This window comes from Ruegeria sp. AN11 (assembly GCF_056536005.1).
Map to the genome: position 1 here is coordinate 80046 of NZ_JBQFJD010000002.1, position 18371 is coordinate 98416.

General features: G+C 53.7%; 13 protein-coding genes. 8 read left to right on the forward strand and 5 right to left on the reverse strand.

The genetic code is table 11. The features are described 5' to 3' along the window. Positions 1-8 precede the first annotated feature (8 nt). Entirely contained in the window at positions 9-2357 is a 2349-nt protein-coding gene (locus tag ACR3EQ_RS20350; protein WP_480491896.1) for a glycoside hydrolase family 65 protein, read from the forward strand. A gap of 51 nt (positions 2358-2408) precedes the next feature. Here ACR3EQ_RS20350 and ACR3EQ_RS20355 read toward each other — a convergent pair whose 3' ends face one another. Continuing rightward, complete coding sequence (locus ACR3EQ_RS20355) at positions 2409-3566, reverse strand: sugar-binding transcriptional regulator (RefSeq protein WP_480491898.1); 1158 nt, start codon at positions 3564-3566, stop codon at positions 2409-2411. A gap of 138 nt (positions 3567-3704) precedes the next feature. Here ACR3EQ_RS20355 and ACR3EQ_RS20360 point away from each other — a divergent pair, with 138 nt between their 5' ends. Further along, positions 3705-4367 (forward strand): beta-phosphoglucomutase family hydrolase, encoded by a 663-nt coding sequence (locus ACR3EQ_RS20360; RefSeq protein WP_170451108.1) that lies wholly within the window; start codon positions 3705-3707, stop codon positions 4365-4367. Positions 4368-4915: 548 nt separating this feature from the next. On the opposite strand, the gene ACR3EQ_RS20365 is transcribed toward ACR3EQ_RS20360, so the two are convergent. Further along, a complete protein-coding gene (locus ACR3EQ_RS20365; protein ID WP_480491900.1) occupies positions 4916-5827 on the reverse strand; it encodes a LysR family transcriptional regulator in 912 nt (303 codons plus the stop codon). Between the two features lie 107 nt (positions 5828-5934). Here ACR3EQ_RS20365 and ACR3EQ_RS20370 point away from each other — a divergent pair, with 107 nt between their 5' ends. The 5 genes from ACR3EQ_RS20370 to ACR3EQ_RS20390 all read left to right on the forward strand — a co-directional run bounded on the left by ACR3EQ_RS20370 (position 5935) and on the right by ACR3EQ_RS20390 (position 10500). Then, the gene (locus tag ACR3EQ_RS20370; RefSeq protein ID WP_480491901.1) at positions 5935-6711 is read left to right on the forward strand and encodes a CmcJ/NvfI family oxidoreductase; all 777 of its coding nucleotides are present in this window, start codon (positions 5935-5937) and stop codon (positions 6709-6711) included. A 14-nt stretch (positions 6712-6725) separates the two neighbouring features. Next, positions 6726-7691: an LLM class oxidoreductase gene (locus tag ACR3EQ_RS20375; protein WP_480491903.1), complete on the forward strand. Its 966-nt coding sequence runs from the start codon at positions 6726-6728 to the stop codon at positions 7689-7691. Positions 7692-7703: 12 nt separating this feature from the next. Then, on the forward strand, positions 7704-8492 hold the full coding sequence (locus tag ACR3EQ_RS20380) for an SDR family NAD(P)-dependent oxidoreductase (RefSeq protein ID WP_480491905.1): 789 nt from the start codon (positions 7704-7706) through the stop codon (positions 8490-8492). Between the two features lie 92 nt (positions 8493-8584). Beyond that, positions 8585-9430: an enoyl-CoA hydratase/isomerase family protein gene (locus ACR3EQ_RS20385; RefSeq protein WP_480491907.1), complete on the forward strand. Its 846-nt coding sequence runs from the start codon at positions 8585-8587 to the stop codon at positions 9428-9430. A gap of 83 nt (positions 9431-9513) precedes the next feature. Next, positions 9514-10500, forward strand: coding sequence for a zinc-dependent alcohol dehydrogenase family protein (locus ACR3EQ_RS20390; protein WP_480491909.1), 987 nt, complete (start codon positions 9514-9516; stop codon positions 10498-10500). A 138-nt stretch (positions 10501-10638) separates the two neighbouring features. Here the strand turns inward: ACR3EQ_RS20390 and ACR3EQ_RS20395 are convergent, their stop codons facing one another. Further along, positions 10639-11229 carry a TetR/AcrR family transcriptional regulator gene (locus tag ACR3EQ_RS20395; protein WP_480491911.1) on the reverse strand — a complete coding sequence of 197 codons (591 nt, stop codon included), beginning with the start codon at positions 11227-11229 and terminating at the stop codon, positions 10639-10641. Between the two features lie 119 nt (positions 11230-11348). Here ACR3EQ_RS20395 and ACR3EQ_RS20400 point away from each other — a divergent pair, with 119 nt between their 5' ends. Continuing rightward, the gene (locus tag ACR3EQ_RS20400) at positions 11349-12293 is read left to right on the forward strand and encodes an alpha/beta hydrolase (protein ID WP_480491912.1); all 945 of its coding nucleotides are present in this window, start codon (positions 11349-11351) and stop codon (positions 12291-12293) included. 431 nt (positions 12294-12724) lie between these two features. Here the strand turns inward: ACR3EQ_RS20400 and ACR3EQ_RS20405 are convergent, their stop codons facing one another. Together ACR3EQ_RS20405 and ACR3EQ_RS20410 are read right to left on the reverse strand one after the other, a co-directional pair. Then, the gene (locus ACR3EQ_RS20405) at positions 12725-15997 is read right to left on the reverse strand and encodes an AAA family ATPase (RefSeq protein ID WP_480491913.1); all 3273 of its coding nucleotides are present in this window, start codon (positions 15995-15997) and stop codon (positions 12725-12727) included. Between the two features lie 388 nt (positions 15998-16385). Then, complete coding sequence (locus ACR3EQ_RS20410) at positions 16386-18266, reverse strand: tetratricopeptide repeat protein (RefSeq protein WP_480491914.1); 1881 nt, start codon at positions 18264-18266, stop codon at positions 16386-16388. Between the last annotated feature and the right edge of the window lie 105 nt (positions 18267-18371).

Here is an 18371-nt window from a genome sequence, read left to right on the forward strand (position 1 = left end):
GCCCTGACATGCAGACAATGCTGAGCAGTCGCGACTGGCTGATCGAAGAAACCCAATTCAATCTGGATGAAGCGAACTTCAAGGAGACCATTTTTACGGTCGGCAACGGCTATCAGGGCACACGTGGGTCGCTGGAAGAGGGCCACAAAGGAGAGCTGTCTGGCACCTATCTGGCCGGTGTTTACGATCACCATGACTCGACGGTGATCGATCAGGTCAATGTGCCTACCTGGCTGCCGCTTCGGGTCCGTGTCGAAGGTGAAATTCTGGATGTCCAAACGTGCAAAGTGGTCGAACACAAGCGCGTGTTGGATCTGCAGACCGGATTTCTCCACCGAGATACGGTGTTTGAAGATAGCAAAGGCCGTCGCACTCGCATCACCAGCATCCGCTTTGCCAGTTTTTCCGATCAGCATATTTGCGGCATTCGCCTAACCGTCACACCAGAAAACCACTCGTCCGAAATCACTGTCGAAAGCGCCCTGGATGCCCAACGGTACAATCTGGACCGCCTGCCAGCTTATCAGGGAAATCCCGTCTTCCACCCCGAAGTCAAATGGGAGAAGTGGGCCAAAAGCCGGCACTTGAAGGTCACTCAGTCACATGCAAGCAGCGATGCGTCCTATATCGAAGCTCTGACACTGGACACTGGCATTTCGATTGGCATGGCGTCTGCCTTGGATTGTCCTGCCTTCAGCGAGTTCAAAGTAGCAAACCGTGGCTATGAGCAGGTTTCACAAATCGTTTCTGTCGAGACGCTCAACGGGCAAAGTCTGACTTTCGAAAAGCTGGTGTCGATTTATACATCGCGAGATCTGAACGGCGCGGAATTGGCGGCCAAGTGCGAAGCCTCCCTTGAGACCGCGCATGCCAAGGGGTTTTCCGCCTGTCTGAGCGAAAGCGCCGCAGCCTGGCGCGAAAAATGGGACGCCTGTGATTGTGTGGTGACGGGTGATCCAGAAGCAACGCGCGCAATGCGTTTCAACATCTATCATCTGCTGATTGCCGCAAACGAAAACGACCCGCGCGCGAACATCGGCGCCAAGTCCATGTCAGGCGAGGGGTATAAAGGGCACGTTTTCTGGGATACCGAGATCTTCCTGCTGCCATTCTACATTTTCACGCAGCCGGAGACGGCCAAAGCCCTTCTGAAATACCGCTACAACACGTTGAACGGCGCACTTGAGAACGCCCGAATGAATGGGCTTAAGGGCGCGCAGTTCGCATGGGAATCTGCTGATACCGGAGTGGAGACAACGCCAAAATGGACAGCGGACGGTGCGAACCGTATCTGGACTGGAGAAGAAGAGATTCACGTCACCGCATGCGTGGCATATGGCATCCTCAGTTATGTTGCGGCGACCGGAGACAAGGATTTCCTTCGCGATTTCGGTGCCGAGGTTTTGTATCAAACCAGTCGGTTTTGGATCAGTCGGCTGGAATGGAACAAAGACAAGGACCGGTATGAGCTGACAAACGTTATTGGGCCGGACGAGTTTCACGAGCATGTCGACAACAACACGTTCACCAACCGAATGGCGAAATGGCATCTGGAGCAATCCGCACGTGTTTTTGCTGAACTCAGCGAAACCCCAACTCTGACCCACGAAGACCTTCTGAACCGGTTGGGTCTGACAGCGAACGAAGTAGAGCAGTGGGTTGAAGCCGCCGAAAAAATCTACGTTCCCTTTGACCCGTCTCGTAATCTAATCGAGCAGTTTGGAGGGTACTTTCAGCTTCAGGACATTCCCATCACGGAATGGGACAAAAACCGTATGCCGGTCTATCCCGAAGGGCATGATCACTTTTCGCTGAATGGTTCAATGTTGCTCAAACAACCGGATGTGATCATGTTGAACTATCTCTTACCTGATGAGTTCTCGGATGAGGTCAAAGCGGCAAACTACGCGTTTTACGAGGAACGTACGATGCACAAGTCTTCACTTAGCCCCGCCATTCATTCGATCATGGGGATTGAAGTCGGCGACATTTCTTCGGCGCATCGCTATTTCGAACGCTCTGCATTTGTTGATCTGGTCAACAATCAGGGTAACACGCAGGACGGGATGCATATCGCTTCGGCCGGTGGTACCTGGCAGTCGCTTGTTTGTGGATTTGGCGGGTTCCGGGTCAAGCACGGCAAGATGACGTTCAAACCTTGGCTGCCCGAGGCATGGTCCGGAATCCGGTTCAACCTGAAATGGAAAGGAAATGACGTCGTGGTCGCGATTTCCCACGACGAGTGCCGGTTTGAGCTCATCGCTCCGTCCGGCACTAAAGAAATTATCGAGGTAATGGGGCATCCCGTTACTTTGATTGCAGGAGAGAAAGTGGTCGTCGCGCCGCAGCCAGCGTGACGCCCAGGCAATTTTCGCAGGTATCGGTCAAGGTTTGCCGAGGTGATGCAGTCAGTCTTCAAGAGCCTCGGCAACGCGCGTGTGCAGTTGTTCCGCCGCCGCATGATCGATGAGCAATTCGTTAACAAGCCCTCGGGTGATCAGTTCGAATACCGTATCACCTCGCTCCTTCTGAATTGCGACGACCACAACACCACTTTGATCAGGATCGTCAAATGCCCGATCTGCGATGGCCTTGATATGTTCTGTTTTGATCCCGGTCCACAGCCCGTTCAGTTCGTCAATCAGATCCATCTTGGCCTGTGAAATCTCGGTTCTCGGGATCAAAATGCCGCCAAGGTCCCCGACAACCAATTGCCGAAGATCATCAGCCCTTAACCCGCCTGCCTGAACCAGCTCTTCAAAACTGCCCAGAACTGGAGTGCTTGAAGACCCAACGCTGGAAATCAGCATATCCATTTTATCAATTAGCGCGTCAGGCCCCGAAAACACGCGGTGAAATCCCGGGGTGTCAGAGATGTACTGCCAGATGGAACGGCGCATGGTCTCATCATAGTGACGGGGTATGTATGCTGGAAAACCAGTGAGCTGAGGGCTATCCTCCGGCTGTTCGTTAAATAACTCATCAAACGTTCCGGCAAGCCGGCTGGCCGAGTATCCATGCTGAGCCAGTGACATCAATTCTGCGCAAACCGCTGCAAACTCTGTCTTTTGCGACTTATCAATGGGTTGCCTTGAGGCTGCAATCCCTTCTGCCAGGGACTTGATTGTTCGACCCCACGCAACGCCGATGACGTTCGATTTCTCAATCAGTTCTATCAATCGCCCGGATGCGGTTCGTCCAAATCTGGTACGGCGCTGTGACAGCGCAGCCTCGGTGTTCCCCGGGCCGCTTTCAAACACCCCAAGCCGAGGCGGTCTGAGGTTGTTCCTGTTGCAATATCGTTTCAGATCAGAATTAAGCCCTGAAGGTGCCAGCAATTCGTCCATCTGGGCAATCCACTCGTCTGAGAATTGTTCTTTGACGAAGCGTTGTTCGATGACCAAGTAGTTTTGGCGTTCAGCGTGTTTCAGTAACCGCGATACATGCGGTTGAGACAGGCCACCAAGAATTGCCCCTATCTCTACCTGTGACATGTTGTGAGTTGCGCGCATATAGGCAGCGCACTGGGCGCGTTCTTCAAATGGAAGTTTTTTAACGTCAATCATTTGTTTCAACATTGTCCGGTAACGTAAGCTTGGCAGTGTGAATAATTATGCCAGATAAACATTCACATGCCAGCCGATTGAAGAAAATTCCTTACATGCTACGTGTTTCTTGCACAGGCTCGAACCAGGAGATTCAGCATGCCGATCAAAGGACTGATCTTTGACCTCGATGGTGTTTTGGTCGACACCGTACCGGCGCATTTTGCTGCTTGGAAACGCATGTTCGAAGAATACGGGTATGAGTTTGGAAGGGCGGAATACCGGCGGCTTGTCGATGGGCGCCCTCGTTATGACGGGGCGCGAGCGGTCATGACCCGGCATTCGGAAAATGAAGTCAGAACCGCCGCAGACAAAAAAAATGACTATTATGTTGAAATGATCGAGCGAGGCGAATTTCGTGTCTTCGATGCTGCTGTGCACCTCGTAAGACAATGCCAGTCGGAGGGTTACGGTCTGGCGGCCGCTTCCAGCAGCGCCAATGTCCGAGCCGTTCTTGAAAAAGCTGGTTTGTTGGATGCCTTTCCGGTTGTTATCGGAGGCGACGATGTCGAAAAAGGGAAACCCAACCCTGATATATTCCTCACCGCCGCCAGCGGGCTGGGGCTTAATGTGGATGAATGTATCGTGATCGAGGATTCCTCTTCCGGTGTCGAAGCGGCAAAGAATGGTGGTTTCTATTGCGTAGGTCTTCTTCATGAAGATCACGAGAGTGAACTAACGGCTGCGGATTGCGTTATTTCTTCGCTGGCCGAGGTTGACATTGAGCAGATAGACGAATCCAAGTCGGAATTGCCTGTCTAAATACTTTTTTGCGACACAGAACTGGATTTTTAGGGACAGATAACAGACTTCACCTAAAATTTAGTATCGTGTGCTCAACCTCTCACAACTCCCTGTGCCCGAGTTTGACTATTGGCCGCTTCGGTCAAGCTCCGATGCGGCGCTTGACTCTGCTGGGAAGGCACGGTTGGGACCGTTTGCGCACGTGTGAGGCGTTGGGCTGAAGGTCCAGAAAATCCGCGAACTGTTCGCTCGACTGATACCCTATATTGTACTGGTAGCGAACGGCAGGTTTGACGGGCCGCACCGCAGCATCGAAGGTGTCCGCTGGACGGCAGCACTGGGCCGGTCCTCAAACTTTGTAAAGGTCCCTATCCGCGCTTTGCTGTCATTGGGGCATCGTGCAGCATTGGTCCAAATGGGCTCGGTGCAGACGTTCGCCTGAGTATCGCGAGCGACCGCTATGCGGACAAACCAGACATTTGTGATTGGACAAGGCACGTCTGCTTAGCGCCTGTTCCCGACCTTGGCTTCAGGATGTATGAAAGCGCACTTGACCTGTTTTGCGCTCATGTTTCCCAAGGTGGTTTTGCCCCAATCTCTGCGATCAGAAAATCCATGAACACCCGCACTTTAGGGGATAATACATTGGACTTGGGATAGATAAGCCAAAGAACATTATCTTCTTTGGCCACAAAGTTAGGCAGAACTTGGGTTAACCGGCCTGATTTCAGGTGTTCATGCACACTCCACAGAGCGTTCAGAGAAATACCGGCCCCGGCCAGCGTTGCGCAGACCTGGCTTTGGCCGTCATCGATTATCAATTGACCCTTGGCGGATGCGGGATCGAAAACCGCATCCTTGCCGGCAGGTCCTGTAAGCGGGCGTGGTTGGCGATTTTGGAAAGCAATTAAGTGGTGGTTTGTTAGATCGCTGGGAGTTTTGGGGATGCCGTGTTTGTCGAGATAATCCGGCGCGGCACATATAACGCGCTGGTCATCTGCCAGTTTTCGACCTTTCAGGCTGGTGTCCACTAGCGGCGCGTTCCTCAGTGCTAAGTCATAACTCCCTTCGATAAGATCGAACTGAACATCTGACAGACGTAAATCGAGTGTGAGGTCGGGGTGTTGCTGAAGAAATTTAGGCAAGATCGGTGCGATGTATCGCTGTGCAAAAGTGCTAGGCGCAGCGAAGCGCAATGTGCCTCGGATGGCGGCTGTTTGCTTGCCCAAGGCCGTAAGCGCCGCCTCCTCCTGTGCGATGATCTCTCGGGCAAAAGGCAGGAAATCGGCACCTTCGACGGACAGTGACACTTTGCGCGTTGTGCGATGCAAAAGCTCGGAAGCCAGGTTCTGCTCCAACTTGGCGAGCTTTGCGCTCGAAACCGCTGGAGCCATACCCAGTGCGCGCCCAGCAGCGCTTATGTTCAGCATTTCCGCTGCTGCTACAAACAATCGCAGTGCATCTGTATCAAGTCCCATTATATCGAAAACCCGTATTATCAATCCATGAATTGGCAGTTTATATGCAAATAGATTGGCGTTAAATCCCTTTCATTGATGCAACAAAGCGTAGGAAGGAGGCGCAAATGACGCGGATAGCCACAGTCAACTACCACGTTCACAAGCCTTACCGGCAAGCCTTTGAACTAGATGCAGGCGGGATTGCCGGTAATCTGGTTGCCCCCGAACTGGCCTCCACAGCCGTTACGTTAGAAGATACCCGCGCTACGACCAACACAGTTAAATTTGCGTCCGATGCTGTCGAATTCATGCCGCTGAAAACGCAAGTCCAAGACTTTGCCAGGGATGCTTGGAAACCAACATACGATGCAGAACTGACAGCAATGCTATTGGACAGGCTGAGTGTGTGCGAAGTTGTGGTTTTTGATCATACCGTCCGCACAGATGATCCTGGTGCGACACGCAAACCCGCGCGCAACGTCCACAGTGACTATAGCAAGGACGGAGCCGAACAGCGGCTTGTCGACCTGTTGGGCGCCGAAACCGCAGCGGAATGGGCGCAAGGTCACTATGCTTTTGTCAATGTGTGGCGCCCTGTGGGTCATCCTATCAATTCAGCACCGCTTGGCTTTGTTCGCCCAACATCGGTTGATCCGTCTGACTGGATCCTGCTGGACCTGATCTACCCTGAACGCAAAGGGCAAATCATGGGGCTAGTGGGAAACCCCGAACATGAGTGGGTCTATCTATCCAAGATGACACCAGATGAAGTCGCGATTTTTAACATCTACGACAATCGCGGCCTTCCATCGATTGCGCATAGCGCGCTGGATATGGTCGAGGATCCAAATGTCACTACCATTCGCAAGAGCATCGAGAGCCGCACTTTGGTGCGCTATTAAAAGGGGGTCCTAACATGTTGGATGAAACGCAGCCGACTGAGTTTGCACAAATCAACGTGGCCTACAACCGGATGTTTCGCCCGGGGCGTCTAAGCGTAGGCCTTGTGTTACCGCTTGAAGCATACGCAGTCGGCGCAGAACCGACGCTGCGGGAACATCTGGAAGCGGCTCAGAGGGCAGAGAAACTTGGGTTTGCAGCACTGTGGCTGCGGGACGTGCCGTTTAATGTTCCAAGCTTTGGTGATCCCGGACAGGTCTTCGATCCCTTTGTTTATCTGGGTGCTCTTGCAACGGTGACAGACCGGATTGCGCTTGGAACGTCGAGTGTAATTCTACCATTGCGCCACCCGGCACATGTGGCCAAGGCAGCGGCGACCGCAGATGTGCTGTCGGGTGGACGGTTGTTGTTGGGTGTAGCTTCGGGCGACCGCCCCGAGGAGTACCCGGCGATGAACCAGAGCTATGATGACAGGGATGAACGTTTCCGCGACAGCGTTGACTACATCCGCGCGGTTGGATCGGACTATCCCAAGCATGAAAGCGCTCAGGGCACGCTGTCTGGTGGGATTGACCTATTGCCAAAACCGTATGGAGCCCGCCTGCCGATGCTCATTACCGGTGGTAGCCAGCAAACGCCCGATTGGGTGGCACAGAACGGCGACGGCTGGATGACCTATCCGCGCAACGCCGCAGCTCAGGGGCAGGTCATCGCGGATTACCGGCGACGGGTGAAGGCCGCGGGCCAATCAGACAAGCCGGTCATGCAATCGCTTTACGTCGATGTCGTTGCTGATCCAGCTGCCCCTCCTCGCCCGATCCATCTTGGGTTTCAATCTGGCACTGACTTCCTTCGCAGCTATCTGCGCGAGATTGAAATGCTCGGGGTCAATCACGTCGCACTGAACCTTAGGTTCAATCAAGCGCCCATCGAGGCGACCCTCGAACACTTGGCGGATACTTTGCTGCCTGACTTTTCTTAAAGGATCAGACCAATGACCAAGACTATTCTCATTACAGGTTCAACTGACGGCATTGGCTTGCTCACGGCAAAGAAGCTAGCAGCCGCCGGGCACAAATTGCTCTTGCATGGTCGTAGCGTATCTAAATTGGAGAGTGCTGCTGCCACAGTCGGCGGTGATGTCGAAACCTATGTCGCCGATCTAAGCGATCTGTCCGCGGTGCGAGATCTGGCCGAAAGCGTACGGGCCAAGCATGACAAACTGGATGTGTTGATCAACAACGCAGGTGTTTTGAAAGCCTCGAAATCCGTCCTTGAGAATGGGCAGGACATCCGTTTTGTCGTGAACACGCTCGCACCTTATCTGCTGACCGAATTGCTGCTGCCGATCATTACCGCTGACGGTCGCGTTGTGAACCTGTCATCGGCAGCGCAAGCCCCGGTAAACATCAAAGCCATGCAAGGCAATGTGCCGCTGGCGGATATGGAAGCTTATGCCCAAAGCAAATTGGCTATCACCATCTGGACCCAGGATTGGGCCAAGTCGCGAGCCGAAACACCGGTAATCGTTGCTGTAAATCCCGGATCACTTTTGGCCTCAAAGATGGTGAAAGAAGGCTTTGGCGTTTCCGGCAACGACATGAGCATTGGCGCCGATATCCTGATTGAAGCGGCGCTAGGCGAGAGGTTCGCCGATGCGTCAGGTGCCTATTTTGACAATGATATTGGTGCTTTCACAAATCCGCATGCCGCAGCGCGGGACAAAGATCACATTGCCGACGTCATGACCACGATCAGGGACTTGATTAGCCGGACTGGCTAACCCTCGCGTCGCGAAAGCGCCACACACTTCCACCTTTAACTCTTCGACACCCCTCACGCATGTCGCGTGGAGGCCCAAGAAAGGACTGCCTGATGAAATACGAGAACTTTCAGACCTTTGACGTAGACGTTGAAAACGGCCTCGCCACCGTGACATTCAACTTTGGTTCCGTGAACGTGCAAGGCCAGGAAATGCTGGCCGATCTCAACAGCCTGGCAATGCGGCTGGAGCGTGACCGCGAAACCAAGGTCGTAATCTTCCAATCCGCCAATCCGGAAATCTGGGTCTGCCACTACGACACCGAGCTTCTCAAGGATATGTCGACCGAGGCGGTATCTCGTGACGATGCACAGCTTTTGGACCTGCAATCGGTTTGCGAACGGATCAGCAAGGTGCCGCAGGCCACCATCGCAAAACTGGAAGGGTTTGCACGCGGTGGGGGACACGAATTGGCGTTGGCGCTCGACATGCGCTTTGCCGCGCGAGGAAAGTACAAGTTCATGCAGATGGAGGTCGGCATGGGCATCTTACCCTGCGGCGGTGGCGCCTCTCGCATGGCGCGCCAGACCGGTCTTGGCAAAGCACTTGAGATCATCCTGAGCGCGCAGGACTATGACGCGGATGATGCAGAGCGTTTGGGCACCATCAACAAGGCGTTGGAGCCGGATGAAATTGGCCCATATGTAACCGCACTGGCCGAACGGATTGCAAAATTCCCAGCTGAGTCGATCAATGCCTGCAAGAAGATGGTCTACGAATCAATCGACAAACCCATTGATGAGGCGCTGAAAGCCGAGGCTTATTGGCTCTATCAGGCCACCAGCAAAACCCCGGCGGTCAAACGTTTCACCATCGCGGATGAACAAGGGTTAGAGCACGACATCGAGAACCAGCGCAAATGGGGCGATCTGGTGATGCAGGTGCAGGACATCAACTGACTTTCTCCCCAAGACATCGGTCTCGTCAGGCGTGCGTTGTTGCAACGTGCCCCTGACACTACGTCACAAAAAGGATCAAACCAATGAAAGCAATGGTTCTAAACTCATACGGGCCAGATGCGCCGTTCGAGATTGTAGATATGCCCGACCCGGTCGCGACTTCTGGACAGGTGATCGTCAAAGTATCCGCTGCCAGCGTCAACACCGTCGACACAATGATCAGAAGCATGGGCGCTGACCTACCCCTTTCCCCCGCACTACCCGCGGTGCTCGGCATGGACTTTGCTGGCACAGTCGTCGCAATTGGCGAAGGTGTGACGGGTTTTGCCATGGGCGATGAGGTGTATGGCTGTGCCGGAGGCTTAATGGACTTGCCGGGCTCTTTGGCAGAGTACATTAATGCGGACGCCCGCCTGATTGCCCACAAACCCAAGACGCTGAGCATGCGAGAAGCCGCAGCGCTGCCTCTCGTTGGCATCACCGCATACGAAGGATTGACGCGCGCCGATGTTGGCCAAGGGCAAACCGTACTCGTCCAAGGCGGCGCCGGTGGTGTTGGTCATGTCGCCGTTCAGATCGCCCGACACCTCGGCGCCACCGTTTCGGCGACAGGTCGTGGCGCAGATCAGATGGCCCTGATCGAGAGTATCGGTGCACGTCCCTTGGACTTCACAACGCAAAAGGTTGAGGACTACGTGGCTGAGCACACCGATGGTGTAGGCTTCGACGTGGTGTTTGACAGCGTGGGTGGACCGAATATGACGAACTCGTTCGAAGCGGCGAAACTCAATGGCCAAGTCGCTTCAACGGTTGCGATGGTCGAGATTGATTTGACGCCCGCGCATTTCAAAGGTCTGTCTCTGCATGTCGTTTTCATGTTGATCCCGATGATGCACGATGTCGAACGGCAAACCCATGGGGACATCTTGCGGACACTAGCGGAACTGGCAGACGCCGGCGGGCTCAAACCGATTGTTGACGAACAGACGTTTGGGTGGACGAATGTCGGTGCCGCTTATGCGCACCTGACAAATGGAGCTGCAGTCGGAAAAGTCGTTGTGGAGATGTAATCAGATTTAGCTGGGAATGGTGCGCGTGCAATGACCTTGCGCACTATCTCAGTTTAAACTGCAATTGATGTCGGCTGTCGGTGCTTAGCTGGCCTTAGTGCTTATTGCAGCATTGGTCACTCTGGGCTCGATGCCCGATTAAACGTCTGCTTTGTAGTGCTTTAGAAACATCGCGACACAATCGTCCAATACGTCTTTCGGCGTTGGGTTCTCACCAAGGAAGAACTCTGGCCAGAAGAAGAAGTTCTTGACGAGCGCCAGAAGCTGGTTGGTCGCAAAAACCGGATCAGCCTTTCGGATCACACCTGCGTCCATGGCTTCGCTGATCAGCCTCGTTATCGGGTAGTCATGTGTCGCGGTTTCACTGAAGAATTGCCGGGACCGGTCAAGGTCACGGATCAATTCTGAGATGACCATTCGATTTAATCCGATGGCTGTTTCATCAGTGATCACCCCAATATAACGCCACAAGGCTTCTTTCAATTGTTCGACGAAATCGCGATCCGGGTCATAGGACACTGGCTCCATGCTCCGGTTCTGCTCCACCATGATCTGTGAGATGGCCTCGAAAAGGGCCTCCTTGCTCTCGAAGTGGTTGTAGAGCGTGCGACTCGATACGTTGGCCTTTTTGGCGATTGAAGTGGTCTTTGCCCCCAGAAACCCCTGCTCACGGAACTCATCGATGGCTGCATCGATGATATCTTTTCGTTTTTTTTCAGTGCGTTTCACGATTTTTGCCTCAAAAAGTAAAAAGGTATGTTTACAAACGCCATCTCTCCACCATAAGTAAACACAACGATTTACTTTAGCAAGACGCAAAGCTGCCTGACCCTGAAAGGACCAAGACTATGACAACCCAAAATCTCACAGCTGGCAAAAACGAAGTCACCTTCAAATCCTTTGGCGTGGATTTGGCGGGCGATCTCTACCTGCCTGAAGGCTTTGATGAGACCAAGACATACAAAGCAATCGTCGGGGCCAGCCCATTCCCGCAGGTCAAAGATCAGATTCCGGCCACTTACGGGCCGGAAATGGCCGCACGGGGTTTCATCTACCTCGGTTTCGACTACCTCGGCATGGGCTCGTCCCCAGCGCTGCCCGGGGAGCATAAGCAGTCCCGCTACATGTTCCGGCTGATTGAAAACACCTGGGACGCCGTGTCCTACCTGGGCACACTTCCGTTTGTTGACGAGATTTACGGTCTGGGCGTTTGCCAAGGTGGCTCGATCATCGCATCGGCAGCAGTCACCGATCACCGGATCAAGAAAATCGCCATGGTGTCGGGCATGATGGCGGCTGATGGTTTCCAATGGACCGACCGCGATATGGTCAACCAGCAGATCGCAGCCTCGAACGCATCGATGCAGAAGATGTATGAAACAGGCGAACCGGATTATGTCGCTCCCTTTGGCCTTGACGATGAACAATCCCGAGAGGACTTTGTCGGATCGGGCGTTAATCCGATGGCTGGTGAATCCTACGACTACTACGGTCGCGACGGTGTAAAAGGGCCGGTTGCGGTTCCAACCTATACCAACTTGCATATCGGCGATCAGGGCATGCAGTCTCTGATTTCTATCGGAGAAGCCTACGCCGACAAGATCGTGCAGCCGTCCCTGACCATCTATAGCAGTTCGGCTTTCACGGCCCCTTGCTCAACCCAATTTGTCGAGAAGCTGACAAACGAACACCAAGAACTGGCGTTTGATGAGTTCTCCCATGTGGACTTCTACTACAAGCCAGAGGCCGTGAAGGCGTCAACCGATGCTGTCGCTGAGTTCTTCAATAGATGAAGTGATGAGGCAGAGGTCATTCAATGGTTTCTGCCTCCTTGCCGACAAGCGGAAGTTGGCCCGAGGTTCAGCAATGGCCGCTACGGGCTCGATGCAGACGTTCAACCAAGTCGTCAGAAGGTCGGCTCTGCGGGACTTTGCAGACATCCGCACTTTTTCTCCAAAGGACCGCAGTCAGCCCCAAAGTGGACCTTCAATACTGGACTTTGCAACTTCCGGCATGCGGACAAAACTGCCGACCACCAGATGTACTCCAGTGTCTGCTTAGATATGGTCGCTTTAATCTCACCGCGAAAGCCGGCAAAGGAACAAACGCAACGTGTGGTCTTAAATGCGGCCGACGTCTGCGAAATATCTCGTAGGCGAACCAGCAAATATCTGCGGGCGACGAAAGTGAACCCGTTGCCTTCCTTCAGCGCGGTCAGGTCAAATTAGTCTGCGCCAAGCGTATGCAAAATCTCTGTAGCCGCGAAATTATCAGGCGTTTCAAAACCGGATGTGAATTTGCCTTGAACGTCAGACAAAAGGTTCAAGGCTTCTTCTGGCGCACCACGCGCAGCCAACAGCTTGGCTAAAGGAATGGCTGCACGACGTTCCCAACTGAGCGCCGACTGATTTTGCGCAACAACAATTGCTTCGCGATAACGCCGCTCTGCATTGCCAGCGTCGCCCAGGGCAAGTGCAAGCTCTGCCTGTACGCATCTTGTGTCGGCTTCATCCCACCGCTGACCGGTTTTTTCCATCATGGGATCGATTTCGTTCAGGGCGCTTTCCGCCTTGGCAATCGCGCCTAGACCGATGTACGCACGAGCCTCGGCACGCAGGACACAACCGATGAATAACCATGTGTTCGCATTTATCAGAGCAGATTTGCAGTCAGCGACGTCAGCCAGAGCCGCATCGTATTCGCCCTTTTCGGCATACATGGCCGCGCGTGGGATAAGGCCAATTCTGCGCCAGATATCAATTTTTGCCAAATCGCTGACGGCCAGTGTTTTGTTTGACCAATCAAGAGCATCCGGATCGCGGTTCAGATATTTCAGGTAAGTGAGATGGCCAAATAAATATGCTTTGCTCAAGGCGGGGTGATCAGGTGCGTTGGCGATCTCAGCCGCCGCTTCCGCGTGTTCGTAGGCACCTGCAATATTGCCAAGAAACCATTGCGTCAAAGCCATATATGCATTCGCGGCTGCTTTGGCATCTGTTCCGAACCGGCTGGCCTGATCTGCATCGCGCGCAGGATCATATTGGCTGAGAGCTTTGTTGTAGTACGGTAAACTTTCGCGAAACCTGCCCATCATCGTTTGAGAAGTCGCGACCATACGATGCGCAATGCTTTTAAAGTTATAGGGGTCTTCCTCAGGCATGTCCCTGAGCACCGATAGTCCTAATAATTCGGCCTCTGGCAGACTGGCACTCACATATCGACCAACCCATTCTCCGTATCGTACAACGGGCCATTCCGGCGCGTCTTCTAGGCCGACCAACAATCTGCTTGCCCGTTTGAACGCTTCAACAGTCGGCTTTGCAGAGTAGCCGTCTGCGCCGATCAAAGCTACGCCCCGCTTTGTCGCCACTGACAACATCTCGCGTGGACTATTGCCCTTCTGCTCAAGCAGACGTAACGCAGCCGAGTAGTGAGCTGCGCCCTCGCGGTAAGCCGGACGGCGGACCGCTAGGTCACCAGCATTGCGGTAATTAGAGATGGCTGTCTCGGCCATTCCGGCAGCCTCAGCATGACGTGCGACGATTTCGGGCGGTGCTACGTTTTCCAGCGCTGAGACCAGCCGCTCGTGAACTTTGCGCCGACGGGACAGAAGCAGGCTCTCGTAAGCCGCATCGCGGACCAGCGCGTGTTTAAAGACATACCGCTCGTTCTCGCCCACGCCGCGCCGGAAAACCAGTTCGGCCTTCGCAAGTCCCTCCAAACCCTGCTTCAGTTCGACTTCATCGCGTTCTGTGGCCATCATCAGAAGATCAAGGTCAAACTCACGACCAATACATGCCGCGGATTGCGCTATTTCCTTTATTTCCGGCGTGCGATCCAACCGGGCCATGAGTGAATCGTGCAGCGATGCCGGGATCGCTGTTTTTCCACCTTCAACAACCGCTTTGGTCAGCTCTTCGACAAACAATGGAACACCGTCCGAGCGTTGGATAATTGCCTCGACGGTTTCGGCCGTCAATTCTGCGCCACCCAGTCGCTCGACGATTGCGTCCACGCTGGCCCGACCCAGCCGGTTGAGCGCCAGCCGCGTCACATGCGGATGGGCTGCAAGGTCCGGCTGACTGTCCGGCCGTGACGTCAGAACCATCAACACTGGTGCGTCTGCCACCGCATCTATCGTCAACTCGAGCAACTCCAGCGTCGTCGGATCGATCCAATGTGCGTCTTCCAGAAAAAACGCGACGGGCTTGGCCTTTGCAAGAAATTGCACCTGTCGGGACAATACCTCTAGCGTTTGCGAACGCAGCAGTCCGGGCGCGAGACCATGCGCGCCATACCGGGCGCGTGCATCAAGACCCATTAGGTCCGCAATAATCGGCATGTCGGCACGGTCAAATACCGCCTCAAGCTTGGTCAAACGGATTTCATCGGTATCGTCGCGCGAAAACCCTGCTGCGCGCCGCAACTGTTGCGTCACCGGCCAGAAAGCACTGTCTCCATGGAATGGAGAGCACTGATAGAGAAGACGGGTATGTGGCTCTTCTGCGATTTTGCCTTCTAGAGCGCGCATGATGCGCGACTTTCCGATACCCGCTTCTCCCACCAGAAGCACCGCCTGTCCTTCTCCGCTGCATGCGTTTCGCCAGCGCTCCAACAGGAGGGCCAGTTCCTGATCTCTGCCCACAAGCGGGTGAGCCATGCCATCCGCGCGCAGCGCAAAGCGGCTTTCACGGGTGCGCTCACCCAGCACCTTAAATGCAGATACTGGCTCCTCAATGCCCTTGATGTTTAAAAGGCCTGTCGACTCTGTTCGGAAGGAAGGGGCAGCAAGTCTGTGTGTTGCCTCCGCAACGAAAATTTCTCCTGCACCCGCCGCTGCTTCCAGTCGCGCGGCTAGGTTGGGCGCATCGCCAACCACCGTTTGTTCAAGCGCAGTTCCATGGCCGACCAACTCACCGACTACCACGAGGCCTGTGGCAATACCGATCCGGCAGGCAAGGCTTTGCCCACCTGCCTCTAAATGCGCCACAGCCTGGACCACGGCAAGCCCCGCCCGCACCGCGCGTTCTGCTTCGTCCTCATGCGCCTGCGGCCAACCAAAATACGCAATGACGCCGTCACCCATAAATTTGGCCACATGTCCGTTCATACGCGTGATTTCGCCGGCGACAGCGTTCTGGTATGCTTTGATGCAAGCGGCCATTTCTTCCGCATCCAACCGGGCGGAAAGAGCTGTTGATCCGACGAGGTCGATAAACATTATGGTAAGTTGACGCCGCTCGCCTTCGGCGGATGAGCTGGACGCTATTTGCGCTTTCGAATTTTTCTCAGTGTCTTCAGTTGTTCTGGGTGGGTTGATCTCAATCCGCTGAATCGCAGCCCAGATTTTGCGCCGTGGGCCTAGCGGCAAACCTAGTTCAACGAGGTCCTCTTCTCGCAGGTTCGATATGGTATCGAAATCAATCTCCGCCTTCTGAAAATCTTGAGCATATTTATCCAGCCCGAGACCAGCTAGCCAGCTTGCAACCGTTGTCATTCATATCCTCCACCCTGAAGAAGTATCGAGTTTATGCTGATTGGCAAAGTGCTTTGGCCATTCTTCAGAATTTCAAAACACGAACAGCCTTGTGCAGAAGCTGACATTCAAGAGCATCCTCGTATTTGTCAAAAAGGGCTCGTCATCGACCTTCGCTGCCTCCCGTGTCTAGGACTGTTGACAGCCCTAAGCGGGCATTCGTAATAAGACTTTGCAATTCCCGCGATGCGGACTTTGCAGCCGTCCGCATTTTTAGTCCAAAGGACCGCAGTCAGCCCAAAGCGGACATTCAAAATCGAGCTTTGCATCAACTATGCCTTGAGACAAAGCAGGCGAACGCTTGGGGAAACCGCGCATACAGCCAGTATTCGGGGTTTTGAAAACCTTGTTATTCGGGCAATCCACCAGCAACCATCGCACCAAAATACCGGTCCTGGTCCTCAGTATGCATAAAGGGTGTGTTTCTGTGTGTAGAAACACGGAAGTCCGGCCGGATTTCGAGTAATTTCTTTGCTTCAACCTGAGCATCTTCCAGACGTCCCATTTCAGCAAGGGTTGCAACCAAGATTCGGCGCGGAGGAAGCGACTTTGGATAAGTTGAGACACCGGTTTTTGCCAGCAGAATTGCCTGTTCGTAATCTCTGACTAGGAATTGAGAAAGGGCCGCGTTAAAATTGTACCAGCCGGGATAACGTGGGTTGACCTTTTTTGCCTTGTTGTTCCACTCAATCGCTTCGGCTGGCTCACCCATAAGCGACCTTAAAAAGCCCATACCATATAGGACCTCAGGATCATTGGGGTTCTCCCTTATTGCCCGCTGAAATGCCTGGTACGCGAGTTGATGATCGTGGTCTGCAAACAAATGTAGCTGGCCCAAGCGGTGTTGAACGCGATAGTCCGATTGATCCAGTTCTAACGCACGCTGTGCGTGCCTGCGGGCTTTGTTCAGCGCGGTTTCTGGATCGTCCGACCCACCAAAGCGCCAAAGGCTAAGATAGCGACCGCTCAGTTCAATATGGGCAGAAAGGTAGTCTGGATCGAGCACTATTGCTCGTTCCAGAAGTTCTATTGCCTCTTTCCGACTCGCAGTATTCAGCAGCTTGCTTTTGGCGACAGCCCTCAGAAAAAGTTCATACGCTTCTAGATCATCGGTTGGCCGTTTCCTAAGCGACGCGATTTCTTCTTCCTCAACTACTATTTTCAGGGTGGATGCGATTTCCCGAATAAGGTCGGCCTGAGCGGAAAACAATTCTTCGACGCCAACGTCATATTGTTCCGACCATAGAGCGTGCCCCGACTCTGTCTCTATCAGTGTTGAGTTAATCGAAATATTCTCGCCAACGCTCTGAACGCTACCTGACAAAACATATCGCACACCGAGCTCTCGACCAATTTCTCGCGGTTTGACCAAGCTGTCCGCAAAGGTAATCGAAGTAGAACCAGCAATCACAAATAGCTGTGGAAACTTCGAAAGCTGCGTCGTGATTGCTGTTCCAAAACCTTCTGCCAGATAGCCGACCTCTTCAACTGTTGAGCGGTTCTCAAAGGGCAAAACGACGATGGACGGTTCGTCTGGGATGGCAAGCGCCAACTCCTCTTGTTCGGTCAGGGGTGCCACATCTCTGGATCGCCACCATATGACCGCAACCAGCACCAAACAGATGCATGCTGCACCGATTAGAGTTGGCGCCGACTTGGACATGTGTGGTTTCGTATGCACAACTGGCTCTGAAATAGCCAAAGCCTTGGCCTTGTCATCCAGAACGACTTCGAAGGCTCGGACTGGTCTCTCTATGTTCTTGACTTCGGTCTCACCCAGATCCTCGAAATTCAGATCCAGCTTGTCCTGCACCTGGTCCCTTACGCTGCGGTGAATGCAAATACCTCCGGGCTCAGCCAAGCCTTCAAGTCGAGCGGCGACATTGACGCCATCACCATAAATGTCTCCATCCTCGGCAATCACATCTCCGATATTGATGCCGATCCGAAACACAATTCGTTCGCTTTCTGGAACGTCCGAAATTCGAGAAAGCATTTCGTTTTGAACAGAAACGGCAAATTTCATTGCCTGTACGGTGCTTTCGAACTCCAGCAGCGCACCATCACCCATTAGCTTGATTGTCTTGCCGCCAAAACTCGCCGCAAAGGGGTCAATGAGTTCCAGCCGATGCGACTTTAGTGCAGCCAGCGTCGCTGCCTCATCGCGTTCCATCAGCCGCGAGTAACCCACGACGTCAATACTCAAGATAGTGGTAAGGCGGCGTTCCACTTCCGTTCTCCCCTACGCCGAAGATTATCCATCCTGATCTATTGAATCCATAGTTCTGCTATTCGCCCTATACCAAATCGCATATTTGTGGCGCCGGTCAGGCTT